The sequence below is a fragment of the Huintestinicola butyrica genome, assembly GCF_025567215.1.
Taxonomy (GTDB): domain Bacteria; phylum Bacillota; class Clostridia; order Oscillospirales; family Ruminococcaceae; genus Huintestinicola; species Huintestinicola butyrica.
In genome coordinates this window covers 47814-74809 of the sequence record NZ_JAOQKB010000007.1, presented here as the reverse complement: position 1 = coordinate 74809, position 26996 = coordinate 47814, and the positions used below count along the sequence as shown (strand labels likewise).

The 26996-nt window shown below is 49.5% G+C and carries 26 protein-coding genes and 1 riboswitch; of the genes, 5 read left to right on the top strand and 21 right to left on the bottom strand.

What is annotated here, in order from left to right; genetic code table 11:
- Positions 1-7 precede the first annotated feature (7 nt).
- The 21 genes from OCV68_RS08905 to rapZ form a co-directional block, all read right to left on the bottom strand.
- Positions 8-727 carry a Stp1/IreP family PP2C-type Ser/Thr phosphatase gene (locus OCV68_RS08905; protein WP_147621916.1) on the bottom strand — a complete coding sequence of 240 codons (720 nt, stop codon included), beginning with the start codon at positions 725-727 and terminating at the stop codon, positions 8-10.
- A 51-nt stretch (positions 728-778) separates the two neighbouring features.
- Complete coding sequence (rlmN, locus tag OCV68_RS08900) at positions 779-1807, bottom strand: 23S rRNA (adenine(2503)-C(2))-methyltransferase RlmN (RefSeq protein WP_022474426.1); 1029 nt, start codon at positions 1805-1807, stop codon at positions 779-781.
- A complete protein-coding gene (gene rsmB, locus OCV68_RS08895) occupies positions 1807-3129 on the bottom strand; it encodes a 16S rRNA (cytosine(967)-C(5))-methyltransferase RsmB (RefSeq protein ID WP_262572100.1) in 1323 nt (440 codons plus the stop codon). Before rsmB ends, rlmN begins: the two co-directional genes overlap by 1 nt.
- Positions 3130-3153: 24 nt before the next feature.
- Positions 3154-3831, bottom strand: coding sequence for a zinc metallopeptidase (locus tag OCV68_RS08890; protein WP_262572098.1), 678 nt, complete (start codon positions 3829-3831; stop codon positions 3154-3156).
- 32 nt (positions 3832-3863) lie between these two features.
- On the bottom strand, positions 3864-4550 hold the full coding sequence (locus OCV68_RS08885) for a zinc metallopeptidase (protein WP_262572097.1): 687 nt from the start codon (positions 4548-4550) through the stop codon (positions 3864-3866).
- A 26-nt stretch (positions 4551-4576) separates the two neighbouring features.
- Positions 4577-5497, bottom strand: a complete 921-nt coding sequence (gene fmt / locus OCV68_RS08880; protein WP_178086066.1) for a methionyl-tRNA formyltransferase — start codon at positions 5495-5497, stop codon at positions 4577-4579.
- 23 nt (positions 5498-5520) lie between these two features.
- Positions 5521-6039 (bottom strand): peptide deformylase, encoded by a 519-nt coding sequence (gene def / locus OCV68_RS08875; protein WP_022474421.1) that lies wholly within the window; start codon positions 6037-6039, stop codon positions 5521-5523.
- A gap of 17 nt (positions 6040-6056) precedes the next feature.
- Positions 6057-8477 carry a replication restart helicase PriA gene (gene priA / locus OCV68_RS08870; protein WP_262572096.1) on the bottom strand — a complete coding sequence of 807 codons (2421 nt, stop codon included), beginning with the start codon at positions 8475-8477 and terminating at the stop codon, positions 6057-6059.
- Positions 8478-8482: 5 nt separating this feature from the next.
- Positions 8483-8713 (bottom strand): DNA-directed RNA polymerase subunit omega, encoded by a 231-nt coding sequence (locus OCV68_RS08865; RefSeq protein ID WP_022474419.1) that lies wholly within the window; start codon positions 8711-8713, stop codon positions 8483-8485.
- An 18-nt stretch (positions 8714-8731) separates the two neighbouring features.
- Positions 8732-9334 carry a guanylate kinase gene (gmk, locus tag OCV68_RS08860; RefSeq protein ID WP_022474418.1) on the bottom strand — a complete coding sequence of 201 codons (603 nt, stop codon included), beginning with the start codon at positions 9332-9334 and terminating at the stop codon, positions 8732-8734.
- A 38-nt stretch (positions 9335-9372) separates the two neighbouring features.
- Positions 9373-9630 carry a DUF370 domain-containing protein gene (locus OCV68_RS08855; protein ID WP_022474417.1) on the bottom strand — a complete coding sequence of 86 codons (258 nt, stop codon included), beginning with the start codon at positions 9628-9630 and terminating at the stop codon, positions 9373-9375.
- A gap of 17 nt (positions 9631-9647) precedes the next feature.
- Complete coding sequence (locus tag OCV68_RS08850; protein WP_022474416.1) at positions 9648-10526, bottom strand: YicC/YloC family endoribonuclease; 879 nt, start codon at positions 10524-10526, stop codon at positions 9648-9650.
- A gap of 226 nt (positions 10527-10752) precedes the next feature.
- Positions 10753-11613, bottom strand: coding sequence for a YesL family protein (locus tag OCV68_RS08845; protein ID WP_147621919.1), 861 nt, complete (start codon positions 11611-11613; stop codon positions 10753-10755).
- A gap of 78 nt (positions 11614-11691) precedes the next feature.
- A complete protein-coding gene (locus OCV68_RS08840) occupies positions 11692-12282 on the bottom strand; it encodes a hypothetical protein (protein WP_147621920.1) in 591 nt (196 codons plus the stop codon).
- Positions 12283-12359: 77 nt separating this feature from the next.
- On the bottom strand, positions 12360-13157 hold the full coding sequence (gene proC / locus OCV68_RS08835) for a pyrroline-5-carboxylate reductase (RefSeq protein WP_262572095.1): 798 nt from the start codon (positions 13155-13157) through the stop codon (positions 12360-12362).
- A gap of 15 nt (positions 13158-13172) precedes the next feature.
- Entirely contained in the window at positions 13173-13799 is a 627-nt protein-coding gene (locus OCV68_RS08830) for a folate family ECF transporter S component (protein ID WP_022474412.1), read from the bottom strand.
- Positions 13800-13885: 86 nt separating this feature from the next.
- Positions 13886-14017: riboswitch (THF riboswitch) on the bottom strand.
- Positions 14018-14029: 12 nt separating this feature from the next.
- Positions 14030-14995 carry a 6-phosphofructokinase gene (gene pfkA, locus OCV68_RS08825; RefSeq protein ID WP_022474411.1) on the bottom strand — a complete coding sequence of 322 codons (966 nt, stop codon included), beginning with the start codon at positions 14993-14995 and terminating at the stop codon, positions 14030-14032.
- A 194-nt stretch (positions 14996-15189) separates the two neighbouring features.
- A complete protein-coding gene (locus OCV68_RS08820; RefSeq protein ID WP_262572093.1) occupies positions 15190-18612 on the bottom strand; it encodes a DNA polymerase III subunit alpha in 3423 nt (1140 codons plus the stop codon).
- Between the two features lie 48 nt (positions 18613-18660).
- Positions 18661-19089 (bottom strand): hypothetical protein, encoded by a 429-nt coding sequence (locus OCV68_RS08815; RefSeq protein ID WP_262572092.1) that lies wholly within the window; start codon positions 19087-19089, stop codon positions 18661-18663.
- A 16-nt stretch (positions 19090-19105) separates the two neighbouring features.
- Positions 19106-20038: a DNA-binding protein WhiA gene (gene whiA, locus OCV68_RS08810; protein ID WP_262572090.1), complete on the bottom strand. Its 933-nt coding sequence runs from the start codon at positions 20036-20038 to the stop codon at positions 19106-19108.
- A 26-nt stretch (positions 20039-20064) separates the two neighbouring features.
- Entirely contained in the window at positions 20065-20931 is an 867-nt protein-coding gene (rapZ, locus tag OCV68_RS08805; RefSeq protein WP_147621926.1) for an RNase adapter RapZ, read from the bottom strand.
- Between the two features lie 356 nt (positions 20932-21287).
- On the opposite strand from rapZ, the gene OCV68_RS08800 reads away from it, so the two are divergent.
- From OCV68_RS08800 to OCV68_RS08780, 5 genes are all read left to right on the top strand, one after another.
- The gene (locus OCV68_RS08800; RefSeq protein ID WP_147621927.1) at positions 21288-21863 is read left to right on the top strand and encodes a xanthine phosphoribosyltransferase; all 576 of its coding nucleotides are present in this window, start codon (positions 21288-21290) and stop codon (positions 21861-21863) included.
- Between the two features lie 69 nt (positions 21864-21932).
- Positions 21933-23111 carry a BMP family ABC transporter substrate-binding protein gene (locus OCV68_RS08795; protein ID WP_262572089.1) on the top strand — a complete coding sequence of 393 codons (1179 nt, stop codon included), beginning with the start codon at positions 21933-21935 and terminating at the stop codon, positions 23109-23111.
- A gap of 140 nt (positions 23112-23251) precedes the next feature.
- On the top strand, positions 23252-24778 hold the full coding sequence (locus OCV68_RS08790) for an ABC transporter ATP-binding protein (protein ID WP_022474404.1): 1527 nt from the start codon (positions 23252-23254) through the stop codon (positions 24776-24778).
- On the top strand, positions 24771-25880 hold the full coding sequence (locus OCV68_RS08785; protein ID WP_262572088.1) for an ABC transporter permease: 1110 nt from the start codon (positions 24771-24773) through the stop codon (positions 25878-25880). The genes OCV68_RS08790 and OCV68_RS08785 overlap by 8 nt, the downstream gene beginning before the upstream one ends.
- Position 25881: 1 nt before the next feature.
- A complete protein-coding gene (locus tag OCV68_RS08780) occupies positions 25882-26841 on the top strand; it encodes an ABC transporter permease (protein ID WP_022474402.1) in 960 nt (319 codons plus the stop codon).
- The last annotated feature ends 155 nt before the right edge of the window (positions 26842-26996 follow it).

Sequence of the window (26996 nt, the reverse complement as noted above, 5' to 3'; positions counted from 1 at the left end):
GTGTGCGTCACTTCATGAGCACAGCTGTAATATTGTCAGAACCGCCGTTGTCAAGAGCGACCTTAACAAGCGCATGAGGCACTTCCTCGGGGGGAAGATCCTTCACTGTCCTGAAAATAACGCCCTCATCGCAAAAGTTTGACAGTCCGTCCGAACACAGAAGAACAGCAGCTCCCTTGGGAAGCTCGCTTTCAAAATAGTCGGGCTCCACGTCCTGCGCAACACCCACAGCTCTGGTGATGATGTTTTTCTTCGGGTGATTTTTAAGCTGCTCCTTGGTGATATCCCCACGCTCGTAAAGGTTCATTACCATTGAATGATCCTTCGTTATCTGGGATATCTGGTGGGTGATAAGATACCCTCTGGAATCGCCCACATTCACCGTATGCAGCATATCTCCCCTGGCAATGGCAGCAACACAGGTAGTACCCATGCCCCTCCATTCGGGCACAGCCGAAGCAAGGTCATATATGACCGCATTGGCAGTCTTTACAGCCGCAACAAGGAGATTTCGTATCTTGTTGTCATCGTAATCGCTGCGGTAGCTTTTCTGAATCCTTTCGGTAATAACGGAAACAGCACGGCTGCTTGCCTCGCTGCCCGCATTTGAGCCGCCCATACCATCGCACACGACCGCAAACACAGCACCGTCAAGCACAGCAACACCCGTGCTGTCCTGATTTTCAGAACGCTTGTGCCCTATATCTGTGTGAGTATAGACCATCATAGCCTACTTCCGTCCTTTCACCGCAAGACCCGTGCCGAAACGCCGTGATCTTTAAATTTCGTATTCCCGTCTGAGCTGACCGCAGGCTGCGTTGATATCAGCACCCAGCGTTCTTCTCACGGTAACGTTCATCCCCAGATCAGTGAGTCTCTTTGCAAACACCGCCACGCACTGCCTGTCGGCGGTATAGCTCCTCTCCTTGATCTTGTTTACGGGAATGAGATTTATATGGCAATTTATCCCACGGAGCAGCGCCGCAAGCCTGCGTGCGTCCTCCGAAGAATCGTTGACTCCGCTTATGACCGCATATTCAAAGGATATGCGCCTGCCCGTATCCCTTATGTAATCCCTGCAGGCACCAAGCAGCTCGGATATCTGCCACGCATTGTTTACGGGCATTATCTCGCTCCTGCTCTTGTCGTCCGCAGCGTGAAGGGAGACCGACAGTGTAAGTCCCGTTCTGAGCTTTGCAAGCTCCCTTATTTTTGGCACGACTCCACAGGTGGAGAGGGAAACGTGCCGCAGGCTCATATTCCTGCCCTTGGGAGATGAAAGCAGCTCCAGGAACTTTATAACATTATCGTAATTATCCAGCGGCTCGCCTATGCCCATGAGCACAAGGCTGTCCACATGCCTGCCGCTGTCCTTTTCCGCCATGTATATCTGCATGAGCATTTCCGACGGAGCAAGGTTTCTTCTGAATCCTGCAATGGTGGAAGCGCAGAACTTGCAGCCCATTTTGCAGCCCACCTGAGTGGATATGCAGATGCTGTTTCCGTGCTTATATTCCATCAGAACTGTCTCGATATGATTGCCGTCGTCCAACTCATAAAGATATTTTATCGTATTATCCGTACAAGATTCAAGCCTTTTAGCAATATTTAGTCGTTTTATATAAAAATTTTCAGATAACTTTGTGCGAAGTTCCAAGGAAATATTAGTCATTTCTTCAAATTCTGTGACTTTTTTTACGTGAAGCCATGAAAAAATTTGTTCGGCACGGAATTTCTTCTCTCCCAGAGCGTCAAGGGCAATGATAAGCTCCTCAAGGCTGAGGGATAAAATATCGGTCTTTTCCATTACTTTTTTCCTTTCCTCATGCGGCAGATGAAAAATCCGTCGCCGCCGAACTGCTTTGAAAAAATGGCTGTCATGAATTTTCCCCGGAAGAAATCTCCCATATCCTCGGGGAACTCCTCGCCGTGAAAATCGCTGTTTTCCGCAAGGAATTTTTCGATAACACACTCGTTTTCCTCTATATTCACCGTGCAGGTGGAATATACCAGAAGTCCGCCGTCCTTTACATATCGGCAGGCTGTCCGCAGGATATCCAGCTGTATCTCGGGGAGGCGCTGCGCTTCCGAAAGGGGCTTGTACCTTATCTCGGGCTTTCCTCTTATAACTCCGTATCCGCTGCAAGGCACATCGCATAGAACTCTGTCCGCCGTGGGCAGCTTTTCGTTATAAACCCTCGCATCGTTGGTGACAGCTTCAATGCAGCTTATGCCAAGCCGCTCTGCTCCCTTTACTATAAGTCCCGTCCGCTTTTCGTGAAGCTCGCAGGCGAATATCCTGCCCTCATCGCCCATCATCTCCGCCATGGTGAAGGTCTTTCCTCCCGGAGCGGCGCAGATGTCGATGACCGTTTCTCCCTTTCGGGGAGAGACCGCCTTGCAGCAAAGCTGAGAGGAATAGTCCTGAACGTGATAATTTCCCGCAATAAAATCAGGGTCACGCTCCACGTCCCGCAGGTCGTCACAGATGACCGCATTTTCCTCAAATTCGCTTGCCTTTGCTGATATCCCTCTGCTTTTAAGAGAAGCTATAAGCTCCTCAGATGAGGTTTTCAGCACATTTGTCCTGAGAACCGTCACCGAGGTAAGCAATGATGCTTCCAATAAAGATACTGTGTTTTCCTCGCCGTAGCCCTTGCATATCCGCCTGATAAGCTCGGCGGGGCAGGAGTATTCCACAGCCATTTTATCGTATTTATCGCCCTTAACAGGCGGTATTTTCTTACCGTCACGGATAATACTTCTCAGCACCGCATTGACCATTCCCGAAGCCGATGCCTTGCCAAGCTTTTTGACCAGGCTCACCGACTCGTTGACCGCAGCGCTGTCGGGCACATTATCCATGTACATTATCTGATAAACGCCCATCATAAGCGTTATGCGCACCTGCCTGTCAAGCTTTTGCAGGGGCTTTGAAACATATGCGCCTATGATGTGCTCCAGCGTAAGCTTCCGCTCGGTAACACCGTAAAACAGCCTTGCCGCAAACGCCTTATCCCTGTCGGAAAGGGAGTCTGATTTTGAGAACATACCGCCCAGAGCGATATTGGAGTATCCTCCCGTTTCGACTTTTTCGATAAGCTTGTATGCAGCATACCTTGCGGACATTTTATCACACCTTTACATTAAAAATCATTTGTTGTTTGCGCCTGTCATCATGCGCACCAGTGACGCAAGAAGCGATGCAAGCGCCGCAGCGTAAACAAGAGAGGCAGTCCTTATGACCTTCTGCGCACCTTCAAGCTCGCTGTCATCAAGGATATTTTCCTGACGAAGAGAGGCAATGGCACGCTTTCCCGCATCTGCCTCCGAAATGAACATCACAGCCTGAAATACTGCCATTACGATAAACAGCACAGTTCCCAGCCTGATAAGCGGTTCTATAGAAAACAGTGAACCGAGAAAAAGCACGACAACAAGGAACTGCGAACATATCGCCGATACATTTTCCGCAGCGCCTGTCAGACTGTTAAGGCTGTAGCCGTCAGCCCGCTGCATCACATGACCTGCCTGATAAGCAGCCATGCCTACCGCCGCCACACTGTCACTGTCAAAGGTGCTTTCGGAAAGCTCCACTCTCATGAGCGTGCTGCCGTCTGAAAGCTCCGACCTGATACGCTCCACAGAAACATACGAAAGTCCCCTGCCGTCAAGAACAGCCCTTGCCGCCTCAGCGCCGGATATCTTTTTGGCTGTTTCGATATCATCATATTTCAAAAAAGTAAGCTTTATCATCAGACGTGCGCCGATGCTCACCGCATAGGAAAGAATGATGATAAAAAGCGTCATTCCCCAGTTCAATCCGTTCACTCCTTCGCAAATACAAGCTGTCCAAAAAAATGTTATCTTCTGCTATTGTTCCTGTTCCTTATGAGCAGCAGTCTTGCAAGGGAAGCAAGAGCCGAGAACATTGCCGCCACATATGTGAGCGCCGCCGCTGTAAGAACGCTTTTTGCGCCCTTCATCTCATCATCGTCAAGGAAATGCTCTTCTCTGAGAACTTTAAGGGCACGTCCGCTGGCATTGAACTCCACAGGCAAGGTTATCGCCTGAAAAAGCACCACCGTGCAGAAAAGCAGGATACCTGCTGTAATAAGCACGTTGCTTGAAAATATTATGCCAAGTATTACCAGGGGCGTTGAAAGATTGGAGCCGAACTGGGTTATGGGGATAATGGCGCTCCTTACCTTTATGGGACCGTAGCCCTCCGCATACTGTACCGCATGGCCTGCCTCATGAGCCGCAACGCCCACAGCCGCCACGCTGTCATTGTTATAAACGCTGTCCGACAGGCGGATAACGTTGGCTCCAGGGTCATAATGGTCGGTAAGCTCGCCGTTTATATGCTCGATGCGGATATAGGAAAGTCCGTTCCTGTCCAGAATGGCTCTGGCAGCGTCCGCTCCCGTGTATCCTCTGCTGTTCCTCACTCCGCTGTATTTTGAAAAAGCGCCCTTTACCATCAGCTGTGCAATAAGGCTGAATATCAAGGCAGGAATGAGGATTATAATTGTCTGATCCCAGTACATGAAGCATTCTCCTTTAAATCAATAAATCAAAGCTTGTTTCCCCTGAGATAATCCGCTGTTTTCATGCGCTTGCCGCCATCTGCCTGCACCTCGGTGAAGGTGATGCCGAAGCCGTCGCCGCATACAACGGTGAACTTGTCTTTGTCGCAAATATCCCCCGCAGCATAGCCCTCGTGACGCTTTCCGTCAAGCTCGCTGTGATATACCTTTAAGCGTCTTCCCGCTATCTGTGCCACAGCGCAGGGCCATGAGGAAAGACCTCTTATCTGATCGTGTATCTCTTTTGCCGTCTTGCTGAAGTCAATGGGGCAAAGCTCCTTGGTGAGCATTGGCGCATAGCATGACATCTCATCGTCCTGCGGCTGGGGATGGATATCCCCTGTCTTTACAGCCTTTACCGTTTCAAGCAGCACGTCCGCACCAATTACGGCAAGCCTGTCATGAAGCTCGTCGGCAGTTTCGTTTACGCCGATCTCGGTGGCAGCCTTGATGAGCATATCGCCTGTGTCAAGACCCTCGCCCATTATCATAGAGGTAACACCGGTCTCGCTCTCGCCCTTGAGTATGCACCACTGAATGGGGCCGGCACCTCTGTATTTGGGCAGCAGCGAAGCGTGGATATTTATACAATATGTCTTAGGCAGGTCCAATATACGCTTGGGAAGTATCTTTCCGTAAGCCACAACCACAATAAGGTCGGGAGCAAGCTTTTTCAGCGTTTCATATGCTTCCTCAGCGTCATCGCCCTTTTTAAGGCTTGCAGGCTGATATACGGGTATATTCTGCGAGACCGCATATTCCTTTACAGGCGGCGGAGTGAGCTTGTAGCCTCTTCCCTTGGGCTTATCGGGCTGAGAAAATACCGCCGTAACGTTTTCGCCGCTTTCCACCAGAGCTTTAAGGCAGGGAACGGCAAAATCGGGAGTTCCCATAAATACAATGTTCATCGTGGCACCGCCTTTCAAAAAACTTATTCTGCGCTCTTTACCTTAACTTTGAGCTTCTTTCTTGTTTTGCGCTCCTCCTGCATATCCTCGGGGCGCACAAATTCCTCAACTATATCAACGAAAAGCTGACCGTCCAGATGAGCGTTCTCGTGGCATACGCACTGAGCGCCCAGATCCTCGAACTCTCTTTCATACCAGTTTCCGTTTCTGTCCTGCGCTCTGAGCACAGCCTTTTTGGGGCGTGTTACATATCCCCACTTGTCGGGGCAGGAAAGGCAGCCTTCAACAACGTGCTGAGATCCGCTGGTTTTGAGTATCTCGGGGTTGATAGCCTCCACCTTGTCATCATCTCCAAGGTGCATGATGAATATGCGCCTGCACATTCCCACCTGTGGAGCGGCAAGTCCTACGCCCTCTGCCTTGTCAAGGGTCTCGTGCATATCGTCGAGGAGCGTTGCCAGCTTCTCGTCAAACTTTTCCACAGGGCGGCAGACCTTTCTGAGAATAGGGTCGCCCTCAACATAGATATTGCGAAGTGCCATATTAACTTTCCTTTCAGTTACAGCGAAATATCGCCGTTCATATCAATAAAAACGGAAATCTTTCTCATCTGCCCCGCTGTTTCATTCCTGATACCGCTTATAAAGCTGCGGAATGCGGAATTGTTGCGGCATTTGATGATTATCCTGTAGCGGAATTTTCCGTTGATCTTTTCAAAAGTGCATTTTGACGGACCCAGCACACGTATGGGCATCTTTTCCGCCATCTTCTCCACGCCCTCGGCAATTTTCGCAGCAAAAAGCTCTGCCGCAGCCGAGACTTCCTTTTCATCAGCGCCCGAGAAGCCTATCACGCATATGTCGCAGAAAGGCGGATAGATAAGCGCCCGCCTCATGGCTATCTCCTGGCTGTAAAAGGCTGTGTAATTCTGCTGTGCCGCAAGATTGATGACGTAGTGGTCGGGAACATAGGTCTGTATTATCGCCCGTCCCCCTGCCTTTGCTCTGCCGCTTCGTCCCACTACCTGAGTAATGAGAGAGAACGTCCGCTCATAGCTGCGGAAATCTCCCGAAAAGAGAGCCTTATCCGCATTGAGCACGCCTGCAAGGGTAACGTTGGGGAAATCCAGTCCCTTTGCTATCATCTGGGTGCCCACCATAATGTCATACTCCCCATTGCCGAAAGCGGTGAACCGCTTGTCATATGCGTAGCGGGAATATGTGGTGTCAGCGTCCATTCGCAGGATACGGGCATTGGGAAAGAACTCCGCCAGCTCGTCCTCAAGCCGCTGAGTGCCCATTCCGCTGGCTTTCAGGTGAGTGCTGCCGCACTTGGGGCACTTCTGCACATAGTCCTCGGAATATCCGCAGTAGTGGCATATTAGACGGTTGTTCACCTTATGATAGGTCATTGGAACGCTGCAGTTAGGGCAGGAAACAGGCTCTTTGCAGTCACAGCAGGAAATATAGGTGTGGTATCCTCTGCGGTTAAGGAGCAGTATGGACTGCTCTCCCCTTTCAAGATTGCCGTTGACAGCCTCGATAAGCTCGGTGCTGAACACCCGTCCCGTTCCCGTCATATCGACTATCTCGGCACGGGGCATCTCAGGCTTTCTGTAAGGGTCGGCGCAGTAGCGCTCAGGCATAACAAACAGCTTTGATCTTCCTCTAAGCGCATTGTAATAGCTTTCTATGGACGGCGTTGCCGACGCACACAGAAGCACGCTCTTATGATAAAGGCACCGCCTTGCGGCAGCGTCCTTTGCGTTGTATCTGGGGCTGGACTCGGATTTGTAGGTGCGTTCGCCCTCCTCGTCCACGATTATAAGCCCTATGTTATCAAGGGGAGCAAAAACGGCGCTTCTTGTCCCAACGACTATCCTGCACTGCCCTGACTTAACCCTCTTGTACTCGTTTGAGCGCATGGAAAGGGAAAGTCCGCTGTGCATAACAGCCACAGTCTCTCCGAAAAGCCCCCTGAAACGGTTGAGCGTCTGGGGAGTGAGAGATATTTCGGGAATGAGCATTATAACGTTTCTGCCCATGTTCAGCGTGTATTCTATCAGCTTTGCGAATACGGGAGTTTTTCCGCTGCCCGTAACGCCGAAAAGCAAAGCCGCAGCAGGCTTTTTCTCGGCTATCATCTGGGATATGCCCTCAAAAGCCGCCTGCTGGTAATGGTTCAGGGTTATTTTTGAGATATCGTCACGCTGCACCGCCTCGGGCGTTTTCAGCACCTCATAGTCGAAAAGCTCCGCAGCGCCGCACTTGACCATATTCTTTACCACCTGAGCCGTGCAGCCGCACATATAGCAAAGCTCCTTGACGGAAGCACAGCCCTCACGCTCAAGTATCTGAGCGGCGGCAGTCTGCTTTGAGGTGAGCTTTATACTGCCCTGTGCATATGCGTCGGTAAGGCGCACCATGCTTACGGTGTCGTCCTTCACCCTCTGCTTTGCAATGTCGGTTTCCTCAACAAAGCCGCCGGAAACAAGCTCGTTTGCAAGGGTAAGGTCGGAGGAAAGTATCATATCCAGCTCATCGCCGTCCTCCGCCTCGGCTGCGGACATATAAAGCCCCAGCGCCTTATCGGAGACCTGATCTTTCTTCGGCTTTTTTGCACCCAGGCGGTACTTGCTCACAAAGTTCACGCCAAGTCCAGGCGGGATAAGGGCACGGAACGCCTCAAAATAGGTGCAGAACACCGTATCTTTGAGCCACATGAGCAGCTCCAGCTGTTCTTCACCGATAACAGGCTCGCTGTCGATAACGGAGCTTATCTCCTTGCAGCCCTTGCCGTCGGAGACCTCCATACCCACCACGATGCCCGTCCTGCGGCGGTTTCCTCTGCCGAAAGGGACTATGACCCTTTTTCCAACAGAGACTTTGCCCTCAAGCTCAGGCGGAACGATGTAGCTGTAGGCAATGTCGAAAGCGTCATTTGTGCCGCTGACGCCCACCAGTGCAGTAATGCAGTCCACTTGGCTCAGACTGTGCCCTCTGTGGATTTGCCGGGTCTTACAGCAGGATCCTCAATGATAGAGAACTTGTGAGCCGCAAACTCGTCAACAGCAGTCTTAACAGGCTTTTCTTCAAGTATCTGATTGTTCTCGCTAAGCTCGTCAGCGATCTCTCTTGCACGCTTTGCAACGCCGATAACTACAGAATAGCAGCTTTCACCGTGAGTAGCGATCTGATTCATAGCAGGTCTTAACATAATAAATTACCTCCAAAATTATTTGTTTAATATTTCATCTATTGTTTCGGAAGAACGCTTTACGGTCATTTTCTCAGCCTTTACGACTGCAAGAAAATCAGCCACAGCGTCATCCAGATCGTCGTTGACTATGATATAATCATAATTGTGAGCCTTTTCTATCTCGCCCGCAGCCTCGCCCACACGCTTGTCTATGACCTCGGGAGTTTCGGTGCCACGCTTTTCAAGGCGGTGGCGGAGGGTTCCCAACGATGGAGGGAGAATGAACACGAACACAGCATCGGGGCATTTTTCCTTGATCTTCATAGCGCCCTGCACTTCAATTTCAAGTATAACGTCCTTGCCCTCTTCAAGCTTGTCGAAAACAGCCTTGCGAGGAGTGCCGTAGTAGTTGCCGCAGTAGCAGGCGTGCTCAAGCATACCGTCCTCAGCAATGAGCTTCTCGAAGCCCTCCTTGGTGAGAAAATGGTAGTTCACGCCGTCAACCTCGCCCTCTCTGGGGGAACGGGTGGTAGCGGATACGGAATAGTAGAAATTATCATTTTTGAGCACCTGTGCAAGAATAGTGCCCTTTCCGCAGCCTGACGGTGCGGAAACAACAATTAAAAGTCCTTTTGACATTTTAATGTTCCTTTCGGTGTGTATTTTAAGAGAATATGTTACTCCTCTTCCTCATCTTCCTCCGTGTCCTCGGCACGGCCGGAAATGGACGCAGGCGATGAAGCGGAGAGGATAACATGGTCGCTGTCCATAACAAGAACGGACTTGGTCTTTCTGCCGTAGGTGGCGTCAATGAGCATTCCTCTGTCACGGGCGTCCTGGATTATGCGCTTTATGGGCGCTGATTCGGGACTTACCACTGCCACAAGGCGTGAAGCCGAAACGGCATTTCCGTAGCCGATGGGGATAAGCTGCATATCTGTTCCTCCGTCCGTTATTCTATGTTCTGAATCTGCTCTCTTATCTTTTCGATCTCGGATTTAAGATCGACCACAAGCTTAGTAATGGCGATATCCTGTGCCTTGGAGCCGATAGTGTTTGCCTCACGGTTGAACTCCTGGATAAGGAAATCAAGCTTCCTGCCCACAGGCTCGCTGAGACTGAGCATATCGTTCAGCTGCTTCAGATGGCTCTTCAGGCGGACAGTCTCCTCTGCAACGGCAGTCTTATCTGCAAAAATGGCAGCCTCGGTAACTATCCTCTGTTCATCAATATTCTTGTCGGCAAGCACCTCGCATAAACGTGCGTAGAGCTTGTTTCTGTAGCTTTCTGCGGAAATGGGGGAAAGTCTTTCTATCTCGAACACCATTTCTTCAATAGCGTCCGCTCTTTCAAGGACGTCCTCCTTCATCTTCTCGCCTTCGGTCTCACGCATCTTGATGAAGCAGTCGGAAGCCTTGTCGGCAACGGTCTTTACATCATTCCAGATGACCTCTTCATCCTCGGCAGTTTTTCTGACGGAGAAGATATCGGGCAGGCGGATAAGCTTTGAAAGAGTCAGGTCATCGGTAAGACCAAGCTCTTCGTTGGCGCTTCTGAGAGCATCAACATAGCCCTTGGCAACGCTCTTGTTGACCTCGATAAGCGCATCGCTTGTCTCCACAGCGGTGACAGTAACGCTCACCTCCACCTTTCCACGGGATATCTTTCCGCTTATGTAGCTCTTGAGTTTTTCCTCAAGGTAGCCGTAAGCTCTGGGAACACGGGCGGAAAATTCAAAATAGCGGTGATTTACGGAGCGGATCTCAACAATAATGTCTCTGCCGCTGATAATTTCCTCGGCTCTGCCGAAGCCTGTCATGCTCTTTATCATTGTAAATACTCCCTGAATCATTTATTTTTACGAACAGGTGCGAACCTATAGGCACGCACACGTACATTATGCCATAACTTATTTTATTATAGCACACTTTACGGCGTAAATCAAGCGAATACGAAAAAATATAATAGTTTTCGGTAAGTAAACAAATTGTGAATGTAGAAAATTCATTTCACTCTACATACAAAAACGGCTGCATCAAGTGATACAGCCGTATATATCAGGATATTGTCCTGCCCTTGGATTTTTTCTTTTTGCCCTCGATGGGAGCTTCCTCGCCGCCCTTGTCAAGGAACACAGCGTCCTCGGCATCAAGGGGCTTGAGATAGTCATACTCAGGATTATCCTGACCCTTTTCCGCATAGAACGGATCTATAACGTACTTCTGGATAAGAGGATAGCTGTTGAAGATGACCACAAATCCCATAAAGCTCAGCGCCCACACGGGCACAAGGATAAGCGTCAGAGGACTTACCACCGTTCCGACAACGATTATCGCTGTGATAAGGAACAGGATAAGCAGTGTGATTATATTCTTTTTAAGCCCGAGACAGGTAAGGAAAAAGGAATTTTTGATGATATTCTTGAATGAAAGCTCTGTGGCAACTATCATGGGGAATGCGTAAAAATTCATCATAAGTACTGTCAGCGCAAAGCTTACGGATATCACGCACAGAACATAGTAGATGGTTCCGCTGCCGCCCGACTGCGCCGCTGCCTTAGCCATGGCAGGATACACGTTCAGTGCGCATATGAGCGACACTCCGAACGCCACGTCGATAAGTCCAGCAGGGAGAGATTTCTTCCAGTTCTGGGAGAAGCCCTTCCAGAACTCGTGCCAGATGAACGTATCCTTATCCAGCTGATAGCACCGCAGCACCTTTGTCATGCCCGCTATGGCAGGACCAATGGTAACAACAGGGATACAGAACACAAAGGTCAGGAGACTCAGCTTGATAAGCTTCCAGAATCTTCCGAAATACATTTCCCAGAACAGGAAAAACGGTTTCTTTTTTGGGGCATTTTTGGATATGCCCGAGCCTGCTTTTTCATAGTCGGCTCCGAAGCCTAAGAATGACAATGACTACACTTCCTTAAATATTTTATTCCCCGTTTGATACTAAGCGCCAATTAAAAACCGGTTTTGTTGGTGCTTGGTTTAAAGCACTGCTGCCATAAGTCCACGCATCGCAGCTGCGGCGATGCCGGTAAGCAATATCAGCGCAAATTTTGCAAGATAAAGCCGCAGGCTGCCCTCGTCGGAGGCTTCGCCCGAAGCTCCGAATGACCTGCCCGAAATGTAGGAGGACATTCTTATATTTTCCCTAGCCCCAAAAATGACCGTTACCATGCTCACAGCCTCAAAGGGAAAAATGTTCAGAGCAGCGCAGACATCTCCGCTTTTCATTGCGCAGGCAGCATATGCAGCCAGATACCCTGTGCCAAGCCCTTTAAAAAAGCACAGTATATATCCCATAGGCTGACCCACAGCGGAAAGTCCGCCGAAAAAGAACAGCAGAACGTATATCCCCACAGAGCAAAGGCTTGTCACAAAGGCGGACACAAAGCCGCCCCCGGCATTTACCTCCCCGCCGCTGTAGGTATATGCTCCAACAAACACCCCTGCCGCCGCAATAACTGTCAGCAGCATATAAAGCCGTCTGCCGGGGGACATCTCCCTTTCGGCAGGCAGTTCACGGGTCATGCGGCGCACTCTGTACCGCCGTCTTTTCTGAACATTTACGGTCATATTATCAATCGTCCTTTGTTTTGTATTTGCAGTATTGCTTATACAAAGCTTATGCGGACGACCGCAATAAAATTACTTTATTTTGAAAGCTCGTATGCTCTCTTTGTGCATCTCTCGCAGCAGTCCTTGACAACATCGGTAAGCTTGCCCTGATACAGTCCGTCAAGACCTGCAAGGGTGGTTCCTCCGGGAGAGGATACCATTTTGATAAGCTCGTCAATGGTCTTGCCCGACTCGGTCATCATCTTTGCGGAGCCGATAAGGGACTTTGCAAACAGCCTGAGAGCAGCGTCGCCGTCAATGCCGTTTTCCTTAGCGTAGTCGATAAAGCCCTTGGCATACAGATAGATGAATGCAGGAGAGCTGCCGTTGATCGCGATGATCTCCTTCATCTTGTCCATGGGAACTACCTCAGCGATACCGCCTGTGGAGAAGATGCTCTTTACCACCTCAAATTCCTCGTCGGTGGTGTAGGTTCCCTTTGCAAGAGCGGATGCGCCCTCGCCCAGCAGGAAAGGAGTATTGGGCATTACGATAACGGTATGCACCTTGTCCTTTGTGGTCTTCATGATGTACTCTTCCGTGATGCCTGCTGCGATGGATACGATGACCGAATCCTCCTTAACGTGATCGGCAAGCTTGGGGAGAACGGAATCAAACACCTGAGGCTTTATTGCAAGGAACACATATTTGCACTTGTCGCATATCTCGCCCTCGGAGGAAACAGCCTTTACGCCCTGCTTTTCAAGCTCGGCAAGCTTTGCAGCGTCGAGGTCGTATGCGTATATTTCCGCTTCTGACTTGTATGCTGCGGCAATTCCTCTGATAATGGCGCCGCCCATATTTCCAGTGCCGAGAAAACCAACTTTTATCATAAGTCAAGCTCCTTTTTATTTTGCCTGCCCGTACTGCGACCGCACTCTGCAATACGCTGCCTGAGCCGCAGGCACCGTCATAGACAGAAGCGCCACGTCAATGGGGAACTGTCCCAGATTTTTCACAACTCTCGGGAGTATCCAAACAAAGAATCCGTTCATCATGGTCTCGTTTGCTCCAAGAAGAGTAAAATCGGGATTTACGTAGAGTGTGTATATAAAGTACGAATTAAGGCATATGTTGCAGATGAGTATTACCGAAAATCTTGCCAGTGCAACTCTGAGAATATCGCTCCACTGGGGCTTAATGGTCTGCTTGTAAAGGAATATGCCGTAGATGATGCCCGAAAGAATGACCACCAGTGCCAGCTCTATGCTGTAGCCTCTTGCCGACTTGTTGTCGATAAGGAAGCCGATAAGGTCAAGGGCAAATGTGGACATTCCGCACACCACGGGGCCGTAAAGCAGTCCGATAAGGCTTATGGGTATGCAGGTGAACACTATTCTGAGATCCGGTGTTACCTGTATTGCCAGCGAGCGGATAGCTATCGCCATTGCAAGCAGCATACCTGTTGTGGCGATAGTCCTCAGATTTTTCAGCGATTTTGCCGACTCGGCAAATAAATTAAAAAAGCTTTTCATTATAGAACCTCCTTAAAATAATGCGCAGCTCTCTTGCCTTGTGCATTATATCTGAGGAGAATGAAAAGCTCCTTTTGTATAATGCATTCAGCGGGATGCGATGACTGTACCGCATTTCCGCTTTTCAGCGGAAAATTTCGTCCCCGACACAACTCCCCGTTGTCGGGACACTGCGGTGCCTGTATTCAGGCTCCAAACGCACAGCCATCTACTCTGTAATGCGTGATTTTTTAGAATGTGATCTCGTTGCAGACTCTGTAAAGCTCAGTATCAAAGGGCTTCTTCATAGCAAGAGCTTCCTGGATATCAACGTCGATGATCTTGTTATCCTTCATGCCTACGACTCTGTTTGTAGCGCCGCTGTCGATAAGCTCAACAGCACGGTAGCCCATCTGGCTTGCAGCAACTCTGTCTCTCAGGGTAGGCATACCGCCTCTCTGAACGTGACCGAGAACTGTAAGTCTGGTCTCAATGCCTGTAAGCTCCTGGATTCCCTTGGTGATGCCCTCAGAGTTGTTAACGCCCTCGGCAACAACAACGATGAAGTGCTCCTTCTGAGCCTCATGTGCCTTCTTGATTTTTTCTGCGATAGCATTCATATCATAAGGCATCTCGGGAGTGATGCAGGCAATAGCACCTGAAGCGATGGCAACGTTAAGAGCGATCCAGCCTGCATTTCTGCCCATTACCTCAACAACAGAGCATCTGTCGTGGGACTGGCTGGTGTCTCTCAGCTTGTCGATCATTTCCATAGCGGTGTTCATTGCAGTATCGTAGCCAATAGTGTACTCGGTACACTGGATATCGTTATCAATGGTTCCGGGGAGACCTATGCAACGGATATTGCCCAGACGGGAAAGATCTGCAGCGCCTCTGAATGAACCGTCGCCGCCGATTACAACAAGGCCTTCCATATTAAGGCTCTTGCACTTTTCAGCAGCCTTGAGAATATATTCCTCTTCCTTGAATTCGAGACATCTTGCGGTGTAAAGGATAGTGCCGCCTCTCTGAATGATATCTGAAACGTCACGGCAGCTGAGTTCAACGCATTCGCCATGAAGCAGACCGTTGTAACCTCTCTGGATACCGATAACTCTGTATCCCTTGTTGATAGCAGCTCTTGTTACGGCTCTTACAGCCGCATTCATTCCGGGAGCGTCGCCTCCGCTTGTTAATACGCCAATAGCCTTCTGCATAATTCTTTCCTCCGATTTTTTATAATCAGCGGCAATATGCTTTAACAAAGCCCTGCCGCCTTTCAGACAAAAATATAGAAAACGTTTTACGTTCCTCTACTATTTTACACATATCGCCCCTCTTTGTCAAGGGGGGAATGCTTATTTTCTGTAAACTTTCACAACATTAAAGCGCTGACGCACACCCAGATGTGCTAAATCACAACCGAAAGCGCCGTATTTTCCGTTCCCGCAGCCACAGACAGCTCCTCTATCAGCTCCGCCGATATGCCGCAGGTCTTTATCTTCCTGTGGGCAATGGTTCGGCTGATGTCGGAAAACCTGAACAACACGGGCGAGCTGCCTTGGTGCTTTCGCAGGATATCGGTGCAGGCGGAGATTATATCCCCGTCGGTGCTTTTGCACCTGATAAACAGCTTGCCGCCGCATACCTTCTTTGTAAACTCCTCCTCCGAAAGTATCCTGTCCGCCAGAATGTTCATTCCGCCGTCCCTTGAGGGCGAAAGCCTGCCCTCGATGTAAACACGCCTGCCGCTTTCAAGCAGTGGCTTTGCGGTCACATATACCGATGGGAACACCACACACTCACATTCGCCGCTCATATCCTCCACGGAAAGGAAAGCCATCTCTCCGCTTTTGGCAGCGTGCTTTTTTACCCCCGTAAGAGTGCATACGAAAGCGGTCTTTGCGCCCTCTTTAAGCTTCATCGCCGATGCGATATCTGGCAGGCGCATTGCCTGAGCCAGTGTGCGCATATTTTTAAGAGGGTGCCCCGAAATGTAAATGCCCAGTATCTCCTTTTCCATTTCCAGCAGCTCGGAGGAACTGAACTCATCACTTTTGGGGAGGGTGCTTTCGATATCCGCCGCAGAGCTTCCGCTGTCGGACATTCCGAAAAAGTCCAGCTGACCCTCTATAGCGCCCCTTGAATAATCGGCGCAGGCATTTGCGATAAGGTCATAGTTTTCAAGCATCTGCCGCCTGTTGAGGGCAAAGCCGTCCAGCGCCCCGCATTTTATAAGGCTCTCGGCACATCTGCGGCTGAAATCATGACCGTTCATTCGTTTTACAAGGTCGGTGAGGCTCACATATCTGCCGTTTTTCTCACGCTCTTCTATTATCTCGCTTATCATTCCCCTGCCGAGATTTTTCGCCGCCAGCAGTGAAAAGCGAATGCCGTCCTCTGCGGCGGTAAAGCCCATATCGCTTTCGTTGATGTCTGGGCGGAGTATCTTCACCCCATGCCTGCCGCACTCGGAGATATATTCCATGAGCTTGCCCGTATATTCCGTAAAGGCGGACATAAGCGCCGCCATATATTCCTTATAGAAGTGGCATTTTAGGTACGCCGTTCGGTATGCCACCACCGAATAAGCCGCCGCATGGGACTTGTTGAAAGCATAGGAAGCAAAGCCCGCCATCTCGCCGAAAACGTCCTGAGCCACCTTTTCGGGCACGTTGTTCTTCACCGCTCCCGCAATGAAGATATCCCGCTCCTTTTCCATAACATCGTGCTTTTTCTTTGCCATGGCACGGCGCACAAGGTCGGCTCTGCCATAGGAATAGCCCGCCATTTTGCGGCAAATCTCCATTACCTGCTCCTGATAAACTATGCAGCCGCAGGTAACGTCCAGGATATCCTTTAAAATGGGGTGAGCATAGGTTATCTTTTCGGGGTGACGGCGGTTTTCAAGGTACTTTGGAATGCTGTCCATAGGTCCGGGACGGTAAAGCGACAATGCCGCAGTCAGATCCTCTATCGAACGGGGTCTGAGCTTCATCAGAAGGCTTGTCATGCCGCCGCTTTCAAACTGAAACACGCCCGACGTATCCCCTGCGGAAAGCATCGCAAAGGTCTCGGCATCATCATCGGGGACTTTTCTTATATCAAAGTCGGGGATATGCTTCCTTACCGCCTTTTCGCAGTCATGGATAATGGTAAGGTTGCGAAGCCCCAGAAAGTCCATTTTGAGCAGTCCCACGCTTTCAAGGGCTGTCATGGTGTATTGTGTGGCAACCACACCGTCACGGCACACCAGCGGAACATAATCGCTGACGGGAGCATCGCATATAACAACTCCCGCCGCATGGGTGGAGGTGTTTCGTGGCATTCCCTCAATGGAGCGTGCCGTGTCTATAAGCTCATGCACCTTCATATCGGTCTCGTAAAGACTTTTAAGCTCCGCAGAACCATCAAGCGCCTTGTCAAGAGTCATATGCAGCGACTGTGGGATAAGCTTTGAAACTGTGTCTCCCACGCTGTAAGGCAGGTCGGACACACGGGCAATATCACGTATGGCAGCCTTTGCCGCCATGGTTCCGAAAGTAACTATCTGCGCCACTCTGTCGCTGCCGTACCGCCTGATAACATAGTCAATGACCTCCTGCCGCCTTTCGTAGCAGAAGTCGATATCAAAGTCGGGCATGGAAACTCTTTCGGGGTTGAGGAAACGCTCAAACAGCAGATTGTATCTGATAGGGTCAATGTCCGTGATGCCAATGCAGTACGCCGCAAGGGAACCTGCTCCCGAACCACGTCCCGGGCCTACGGGGATATCCTTGCTTTTGGCGTATGCGATAAAATCCCACACAATAAGATAGTAGTCGGTGTAGCCCATCCTGACCACCACGTCCAGCTCATATTCCAGCCGTTCTTTTATCTCGGGGGTAATGTTATCGTAGCGCTTTTTAAGCCCCATATGGCACATATTCCTGAAAAAAGTCTCATTATCTGCGCCTATCTGCTTCTGTTTTTCGGAAAGGTCAAAGCGTGGGAGCTTCAGCTTGCCGAACTCCATTTCAAAGGAGCACATCTCCGCAATTTTTGCGGTGTTCGCCACAGCATCGGGTCTGCCTCGGAAAAGAGGAAGCATCTCTTCCTCGCTTTTAAGGTAAAATTCATCGTTGGGAAAGGCGATGTTCAGCCTGTCCGCCAGAGTGGTATTGGTCTGGATAGCAAGCAAGACCTTCTGCACCCTTGCATCTTCCCTGCGCACATAATGAGCGTCATTTGTGGCGGCAAGGGGGATATTGGTCTGCGCCGAAAGCCTATAAAGGGCAGGAAGAATTTTTGCGTCCTCGGGAGTGGAATGGTTCTGCACCTCGATATAATAGTTGCCTGCGCCGAAAATATCGTTGTATAAAAGAGCTGTCTGCTTTGCCTTTTCAAAGTCGTCCTCGGCAATATGCCTTGGCACTTCTCCCGCAATACAGCCCGACAGACAGACAAGCCCCTCAGAATGTTCCCTGAGAAGCTCAAGATCAACTCTCGGCTTGCTGTAAAAGCCTTCGGTATAGCTCAGCGACACCATTTTTATAAGATTTTTGTAGCCCTTTTCATTTTTGCACAGCAGTATAAGATGATATGGGTGGGAATCCAGCCCGAAATCCTTGTCGAACCTTGTTCTGCGGGCAACATATACCTCACAGCCGATGATAGGCTTTATCCCCTGAGCTTTGCACTCGTTGTAAAAATCCACAGCCGCAAACATATTTCCGTGATCGGTCACGGCAAGGGCAGTCTGCCCCATTTCCTTTGCACGGCTCACCATATCCTTTATGCGGCAGGCGCCGTCAAGCAGGCTGTATTCGCTGTGAACATGAAGATTAACAAACATTGCGGCGGCTCCTTTCCCGTAATTATCGCATATAATTGCCGCATAAAATCAGTGTCCCATGATATTATCCCCGAATGGCGCAGGACATATTATTTCCGCAATATAATATCCGTCCTCCGCAGGGATATCCATTTTTTCCGTAATATCAAACATATAAAAGTGCTCCTCCGCTTCGGAAGCGGGATATACATAAGCACTTCCCACATTGGAAAGCTCCTTTTCTATCCCCCGTGGTCCGTTGGTACGCACCACAAAAAGCAGCTGATTTTCCGTGTGATTTCCCGTTCCGCTTGTGTTGCCCGTGTAAACACAGCTTCCGCATATTTCGCCGCCCATATCAACTATGTGCCGCTTTGCCCTGTCCGCACGGATATGCCCGTCCGCAATGTTCACAGCTGCGCCGATAATGGGCAGTGCACATATTATTAGGAAAACACACCCTAAAACAATTCCCGTTATCCTTGCAGCCTTTTTCATGTCATTACTCCCGAAATTATTCTTTTCCTGCCTTGCTCCTGTCCTCACGTATCTGGTCGGCTATCTCCATAAGCTTTTTCAGCCTGTGATTTGCCCCCGAACGTCCCACGGGCTTGTCAAGCATTTCTCCCAGCTCTTTCAGCGAAACATCGGGATTTTCCAGCCGCAGCTCCGCCATGTTCCGAAGCTCGGGGGTAAGGCTCTCAAGTCCCTCGGTGTTCATTATGTACTCAATGTCCTCTATCTGCTTCTCGGAAGCTTTGAGGGTCCGCTCGATGTTTGCCGCATCGCAGTTTGCTATGCGGTTCGCCTTGTTGCGCACGTCTTTGAGAATTTTCACGTTCATCAGCTCGATGGAGGATTTTGTGGCACCCATGAGGGTGAGCATATCCTCGATATCCTCGCTGCCCTTGAAATACAGCACGTAAAGCCCCTTGCGCTCCACGTATTTTGACATTATGCCCAGCCGTTCCAGCAGATTTTTCAGGTCGGTGCAAAGCTCCTCAAAGGGCACCGCAAATTCCAGATGATACTCCTTTATCGGCTCGGTAACGCTTCCGCATGAAATGAACGCCCCTGCAAGGAACGCAAAGACGTTGTTATTGTCTATGATATCCTCCTGAATGCGGTGTATGAGCTTGCTGGAGGATATCCTGAAACGGAATATCAGCTCTTCCCTGTCAGGCTCGGCAGGAACTGTAAGGCTGTAGAGCGATGAGCCGTTTTTCTTTTTGGTCTCGTTTATGGCAACAGTGCCGCTCCTGCCGATTATCTTGTCGGAAAGCCTTGAAAACATATCCGCCGCCAGGCGGTTTTCTGTCTGGAACTGTATCTCCTCCGCACCGAAACGGCGGCAGAAGAGCAGCATTCCGTAAAGGCAGGCATATTCCTTGTCACGGTCGGTTATAACAGAGCAAAGCTCCTCTTTTACGCTTTGTGAAAATGACATCTTATCCCTCTTTCATTGCTTCCAAATTACAGCTTTCCGACCTCGATATCCCTGTGGCACACTCTTGATTTAACGCCCTTGTCATCAAGATAATGATAGATATTTTCCGCAAAGGTAACGCTTCTGTGCTTTCCGCCGGTGCAGCCGAATGCGATGACAAGAGAGGTCTTTCCCTCGTGGCGGTACAAGGGGAGAAGGAAGTCGATAAGGTCTTTGAGCTTTTTGTCAAGCTCCTTGGAGCTGTCAAAGCTCATAACATAGTCCCTTACGCAGCTTTCAAGCCCTGTGTGCTTTTTAAGCTCGGGGATATAAAAGGGGTTTGGCAGGCATCTTACATCGAAAACAAGGTCAGCCTCACGGCAGTTTCCGTACTTGAAGCCGAAGGACATTACCTTGACGGACATTCTGTCGTCGGGATTATCCATAAAGAGGTCGAAAATAGTCTCTCTCAGCTGGGCAATGGTCATGTCGGAGGTGTCTATGGTGTAGTCGGAAGCCTCCCTGATGTGGGAAAGTATGCCTCTTTCCATGGTTATAGCCTTTTGCAGGCTGCCGTGGGACTGTTCGTCCAGCGGGTGACGGCGGCGTGTCTCCTTATAGCGCTTGATAAGTACCTCGTCCGATGCGTCGAGGAAAAGCACCTTTACTTCAAGTCCCGATTTTCTGAGATAATCAAGGCTGCTGTCCAGCTCATAGAAAAGCTCACCGCCACGGATATCGGTAACTATAGCCACCTTGCTCATATGTCCGTGGGATTTTACGCAGATATCCGCGAATTTCGGTATAAGCTGGGGAGGGATATTATCTATGCAGTAGTAGCCGATATCCTCAAGAGCGTTCACCGCACCCGATTTGCCTGAGCCTGAAAGACCCGTAACTATCAAAAAATTCATAATATCCTCCATTCCGCCTGTTTATGCAGGGCATATGTTTATGCCGGACATAAACGACATAACTATATCATTATATAACTATATCATTATATAAGATTACCACAAATCGGCTAAGAAATCAACAGGACAGGGCAAGTTATTTTTGAACATTAAACATAACGTTTTCACCTGAGTTTCACCGTATTAACGTATCACCCTCATAAATTTTATAACAAATCAGCGTAATATTCACAAAAAAATAATAATTTGATATCCTATATTAAATGAATATTGAAAAGAAAAGGTATATAATTTTTTTATATAGTCTTTTTTTGATGAATTTTGTAATTTTTGTTATTTTTACGGGAGAAAATGAAATGGAGATTTTAAAGCAGCGAATTTTAAAGGACGGCGTTGTAAAAGAGGGAAACGTCCTTAAAGTGGATAAGTTCCTCAATCACCAGATGGACGTTAAGCTTTTTAACGACATCGGCGAGGAATTTGCAAGGCGTTTTGCGGGTCTGGGCGTAAACAAGATACTTACCATCGAGGCTTCGGGTATCGGAATCGCCTGCATCGCAGCCCAGCATTTTAACAACTGTCCCATTATCTTTGCCAAAAAGACCCTCAGCCAGAACCTTGACGGTCAGATGTACATCACTCAGGTAAAGTCCTACACAAAGGGCGTTACTTATGATGTAATGGTCTCAAAGAAATACCTCGGCAAGGGCGATAAGGTCCTTATCATTGATGATTTCCTTGCAAACGGCTGCGCTCTTATGGGTCTTATACATATCGTCGAGCAGTCAGGCGCCGATCTGGTAGGTGCAGGCATCGTTATTGAAAAGGGCTTCCAGGTGGGCGGACAGACTATCCGTGACATGGGAATAAAGCTGGAATCCCTTGCAATAATAGATTCCATGGACGACGGCAAGATCGTGTTCAGAGATTAACGCAAAAGGCGTTAATATAGCTGTTATAACTGACAGCGTACAGGAAAAAAGTTTTATGGAGGAAGAAAAATGAAGAAAAAACGCTTTCTGGCACTTGCTCTCTCAGCGCTCATGTCTGCATTCGCATTCACTGCCTGCACAACAGCCGCTGACGATACAGCAAATGCAGGCACAGACGCAGCAGGCTCCGACGGAGCTGACACAGCTGCTGTTCAGACACTCACCTATGACGATGTAAAGATCGGCGTTATCCACATCGGCAACCCTGCTGACGGCTCCGGATATACATACGCTCACGATCAGGGTATCGTAGGTATGCAGCAGGAGCTTGGTCTCAGAGATGACCAGATCGTAAGAAAGAACAACGTAAGCGACAGCGACCCTGCCGCAACCGAAACAGCTATCCGTGAGTGCATCGAGGAAGGCTGCAACATCATCTTCGGCACAAGCTGGGGCTACATGGACAAGATGGAGTCTCTGGCAGCTGAGTTCCCCGACGTTTACTTCTGCCACGGCACAGGTTACAAGAACAACGGCACTAACCTCAACAACTACTTCGGCAGAATCTACCAGGCAAGATATCTTTCCGGTATCGTTGCAGGTATGAAGACCGAGTCCAACCTCATCGGCTACGTTTCCGCAATGGGCGTTGAGAACTCCGAGTGCACAGGCGGCATTGACGCTTTTGCAATGGGCGTTTATTCCGTAAATCCCGACGCTAAGGTTTATGTAAAGGTAACAAACAGCTGGTACTCCCCCACAGAGGAGACAAACGCTGCCAAGGCTCTTCTTTCCGAGGGCTGCGACGTTATCGCTCAGCACTGCGATACCCCCAACCCCCAGCTCGAAGCTGAGAGCGCAGGCAAGTGGGGCGTAGGCTACAACACCGATATGTCCAAGGACGCTCCCAAGGCTACCCTTACTTCCACTATCTGGCACTGGGACGCTTACTACACCTATCAGGTAAAGCAGATCGTTGATGGCGGCTGGACCTGCGAGAACTACTACGGCGGCATGGCTGACGGTCTCGTTGATATCTCTCCCCTCAATATGGACATCTGCACCGATGAGATGCAGGCAGCTGTTGACGCAGCAAAAGCAAAGATCATGGACGGTTCCTTCAACGTATTTGACGGCGTTATCGAAACAAACGACGGTCAGACCGTAGGCGAGGAAGGCTCCACTCTCGACGATGCAACCATCACAGGCGGCATCAACTGGTACTTCAAGACTGTTGAAGTAAAGTAATCGACAATAAAACCAAACAGAGCGGCAGGATTTATATTATATTGATTCTGCCGCCCTATTTTTATGGTATCCATGAGAAAACGGCAGCTGATACCGCCGCTTTCTGATGAATATCAAACTGAAAAGGAAAGGAAGATCATATGAGCGGGAATGAGATCGCCGTAAAATGCAGCGGGATAACCAAGACCTTCGGCGGCGTTGTGGCAAACGACGATATAAATCTCGAAGTAAAATACGGCGAGATACTGGCTCTTCTGGGCGAGAACGGCTCGGGCAAAACAACTCTTATGAATATGCTCTCGGGCATCTATCACCCCGACAAGGGCACCATAGCCATTTCGGGCAAAACTGTTGCCATAAATTCACCCAAGGACTCCATTGCACTGGGAATAGGCATGATACATCAGCACTTCAAGCTGGTGGAGGTGTTCACCGCAGCGGACAACATCGTTGCAGGCACAAAGGGCAGCCTTAAAGGCAAGGGAGCTGTAAGGGACGAGATAAACAAGATATCCGAACAGCTGGGGCTGGAAGTTGACCCCGACAAAAAGGTATATAATATGTCCGTCAGCGAAAAGCAGACGGTGGAGATACTTAAAGTCCTTTACAGAGGCGCAAAAATACTTATCCTTGACGAGCCTACCGCCGTGCTTACCCCTCAGGAAACGGAAAAGCTCTTCGCTATCCTTAAAAAGATGAAAGCTCAGGGCTGTGCCATTATCATCATCACCCACAAGCTGGACGAGGTAATGGAGATATCCGACAGAGTTACCATTCTCCGCAAGGGAAAGAGCGTTGAAACGGTGCAGACCGCCGAAAGCAGTGAGAAAAAGCTCACCGAGCTTATGGTGGGCAAGCCGGTTGACCTTTCCATCGAGCGCCCCGAGCCTGAGAATGTCACACCCATACTCAATGTAGTTGACCTGACGGTAAAAAACTCCGAAGGAAGCATCGCCCTCAACGACGTAAGCTTTGTCATCAACAGGGGCGAGATACTGGGCGTTGCAGGCATCGCAGGCAGCGGTCAGAAGGAGCTTTGCGAGACTATCGCAGGACTACAGAAGATAGAAAAGGGCGCTGTGCTTTATAACAAGGAAAACATCATCGGCAAAACTCCCAAGCAGATAATAGAGCTTGGCATAAGCATGAGCTTTATCCCCGAGGACCGTCTGGGAATGGGTCTGGTGGCTTCCGCAGGAATGACGGACAATATGCTTCTGAAAACCTACAAAAAAGGAAAGTTCTGCTTTGTGGACAGAAAGCCTGCAAGAGCGCTCTCCAAGGAGCTTATCGACAGCCTTGAGATAAAGACAGCCTCCACCGAGCAGCCCGTAAGAATGCTTTCGGGCGGAAATGTTCAGAAAGTTCTGCTGGGACGTGAGATACACAGCCAGCCCGACCTGCTCATAACCGCATATCCCGTAAGAGGTCTGGACATCAACTCCTCTTACATGATATACTCCCTGCTCAACGAGCAGAAAAAGAAAAACACTGCCGTGCTGTTTATCGGCGAGAGCCTTGACGTTCTGCTGGAGCTGTGCGACAGGATAATGGTGCTGTGCCACGGAAAGATAACGGGCATATGCGACGCAAAGAAGCTTACAAAGGAAAAGATAGGCCTTATGATGACAGGCTCAACTATGGAGGAGGTAATGGGCGATGAGTGAGGCTAAAGCCATAAAAAAAGAACCCCTTATCAGAATTGCCAAAAGAGCCGAGCGCTCCAACAGGGAAAAGCTGGTTTTAAGGCTTCTCTCCGTGCTTCTTGCCATATGCGCAGGCGGAATTTTCATTCTGATACTGGGTAAAAATCCGTTTCTTTACTACAGCAAGATGGCTGCGGGAGCATTCATAGGCAAGAACCCAAAAAATCCCATGATGCCTTTCCGTGAGACCATAAAGATAATGATACCCCTGCTCATATCCTCTCTGGGCATAACGCTGGCGTTCAAGATGAAATTCTGGAACATTGGCGCAGAGGGTCAGATAATCATGGGCGGCATATTCGCTTCATACTTTGCACTTTTCCACTATGACCTGCCCCATTATCTGCTGTTCATACTAATGTTTATAGCGGCAATGATAGGCGGCGGACTTTACGGAATGATACCCGCATTCTTTAAGGCAAAGTTTGATACAAACGAAACTCTGCTGACGCTGATGCTAAACTACATCGCCCTGTACATTATCGACTGGCTGACAAAGGGCGCTTGGCAGGATCCCGAATCAAAGGGCTATCCCAAGATAGCGACCTTTGACAAAAACGCTTGGCTTGACTCGCTGGTCGGCATTCAGATCGGCTGGGTAATAGGTCTTGTGCTGGCGGCAGTTATATTCGTATATCTCCGATACACCAAGCAGGGCTATGAGATAATGGTAGTTTCCGACAGCCACGCCACAGCAAGATACGCCGGCATGAACCCCGGAAAGATAACCATTAGAACAATGTTCCTCAGCGGCGCTGTCTGCGGAATCGCAGGCATGGTGCAGGCGTGCGGAACAGAACATACCCTTTCCAGATCGGTCGCAGGCGGCGTGGGCTTCACAGCAATCATCGTTGCATGGCTTGCAAACCTCAGCCCCGTAGGCATTGTGATAGTTTCCTTCCTCTTTGCAGTGCTCCAGAAGGGAAGCACGGTAGTTTCCTCCGAATTTAATCTGTCACCCTACTGTTCACCCGTATTGCAGGGAATAATCCTGTTCTTCGTGCTGGGCTGCGAGTTCTTTATCAGATATAAATTCATCTTCCGTCATAAGGAGGAAAAGTGATATGGAAAGACTTATTGCATTTCTTGCTCATGCGGTATATATGGGCACTCCCCTGCTTTTCGGCACTGTGGGTGAGATACAGAACGAGAAGTCGGGCCACCTTAACCTGGGCGTTGAGGGCATTATGGCTATGGGAGCCTGCGCAGGCTTTATGACCGCCTACAAAACGGGCAGCCTTGTGCTGGCGCTGATAATGGCTTTTATTGTCGGAATGGCAGTTTCGCTAATCTACGCATTCCTTACCATCACCATGATGGCAAACCAGAACGTTACGGGTCTTACCCTTACCATTTTCGGCACAGGTCTTTCAAACTTCATCGGCGAGCAGATGATAACCGCTTCGGAAACAGGAAACCTGAAGCTGCCCGAAAATGTATCGGCAGCGCTGAAAAACATTAAGATTCCTCTGCTTGGCGATATCCCCGTGCTGGGCGGTGTGCTTTTCAACCAGAACATATTCACATATATCAGCATCGTAATTGCGATAATCATGTTCATCTACCTGAACAAGACAAAAACAGGTCTTAATCTGAGGACTATCGGCGAAAGTCCCGCAGTTGCGGACGCTGTGGGAATAAACGTTGTGAAGTACAAGTACATCAACGTGCTTATCGGCGGCGGAATATGCGGCATCGGCGGAGCGTTCTGCTCAATGGTAATAAACGGCGGCGTTTGGATGGCAAACAGCGTAAACGGACTGGGCTGGATAGCCGTTGCGCTGGTAATATTCGCAGTATGGAACCCCGCAAAGGCAATATACGGCGCATACATCTTCGGCGCATTCATGGTGCTGAAATATTACTTCCCCAAAGACCTGGGATTTACCGTTCCCGAATCATTCTTTGATATGCTCCCCTACCTTGTAACGGCGCTGGTGCTTGTCATCACCTCCGTAAAGAAGTCCAAGGAGCGTTCACAGCCAGCTTCCTGCGGCGTGAACTATTTCCGTGAGGAAAGATAATTAAACTAACCAAAACCGCCGTATCGGATATTTCCGATACGGCGGCATTTTTAGAACCTGTCTTCACAAGCATATGCGCACGTCTTTTCGGCAAATTTTGCCGCAGACTGCGTTAAAAATCCTTGCCGGGCGAAAGCCCGCCTGCGGATTTTTGC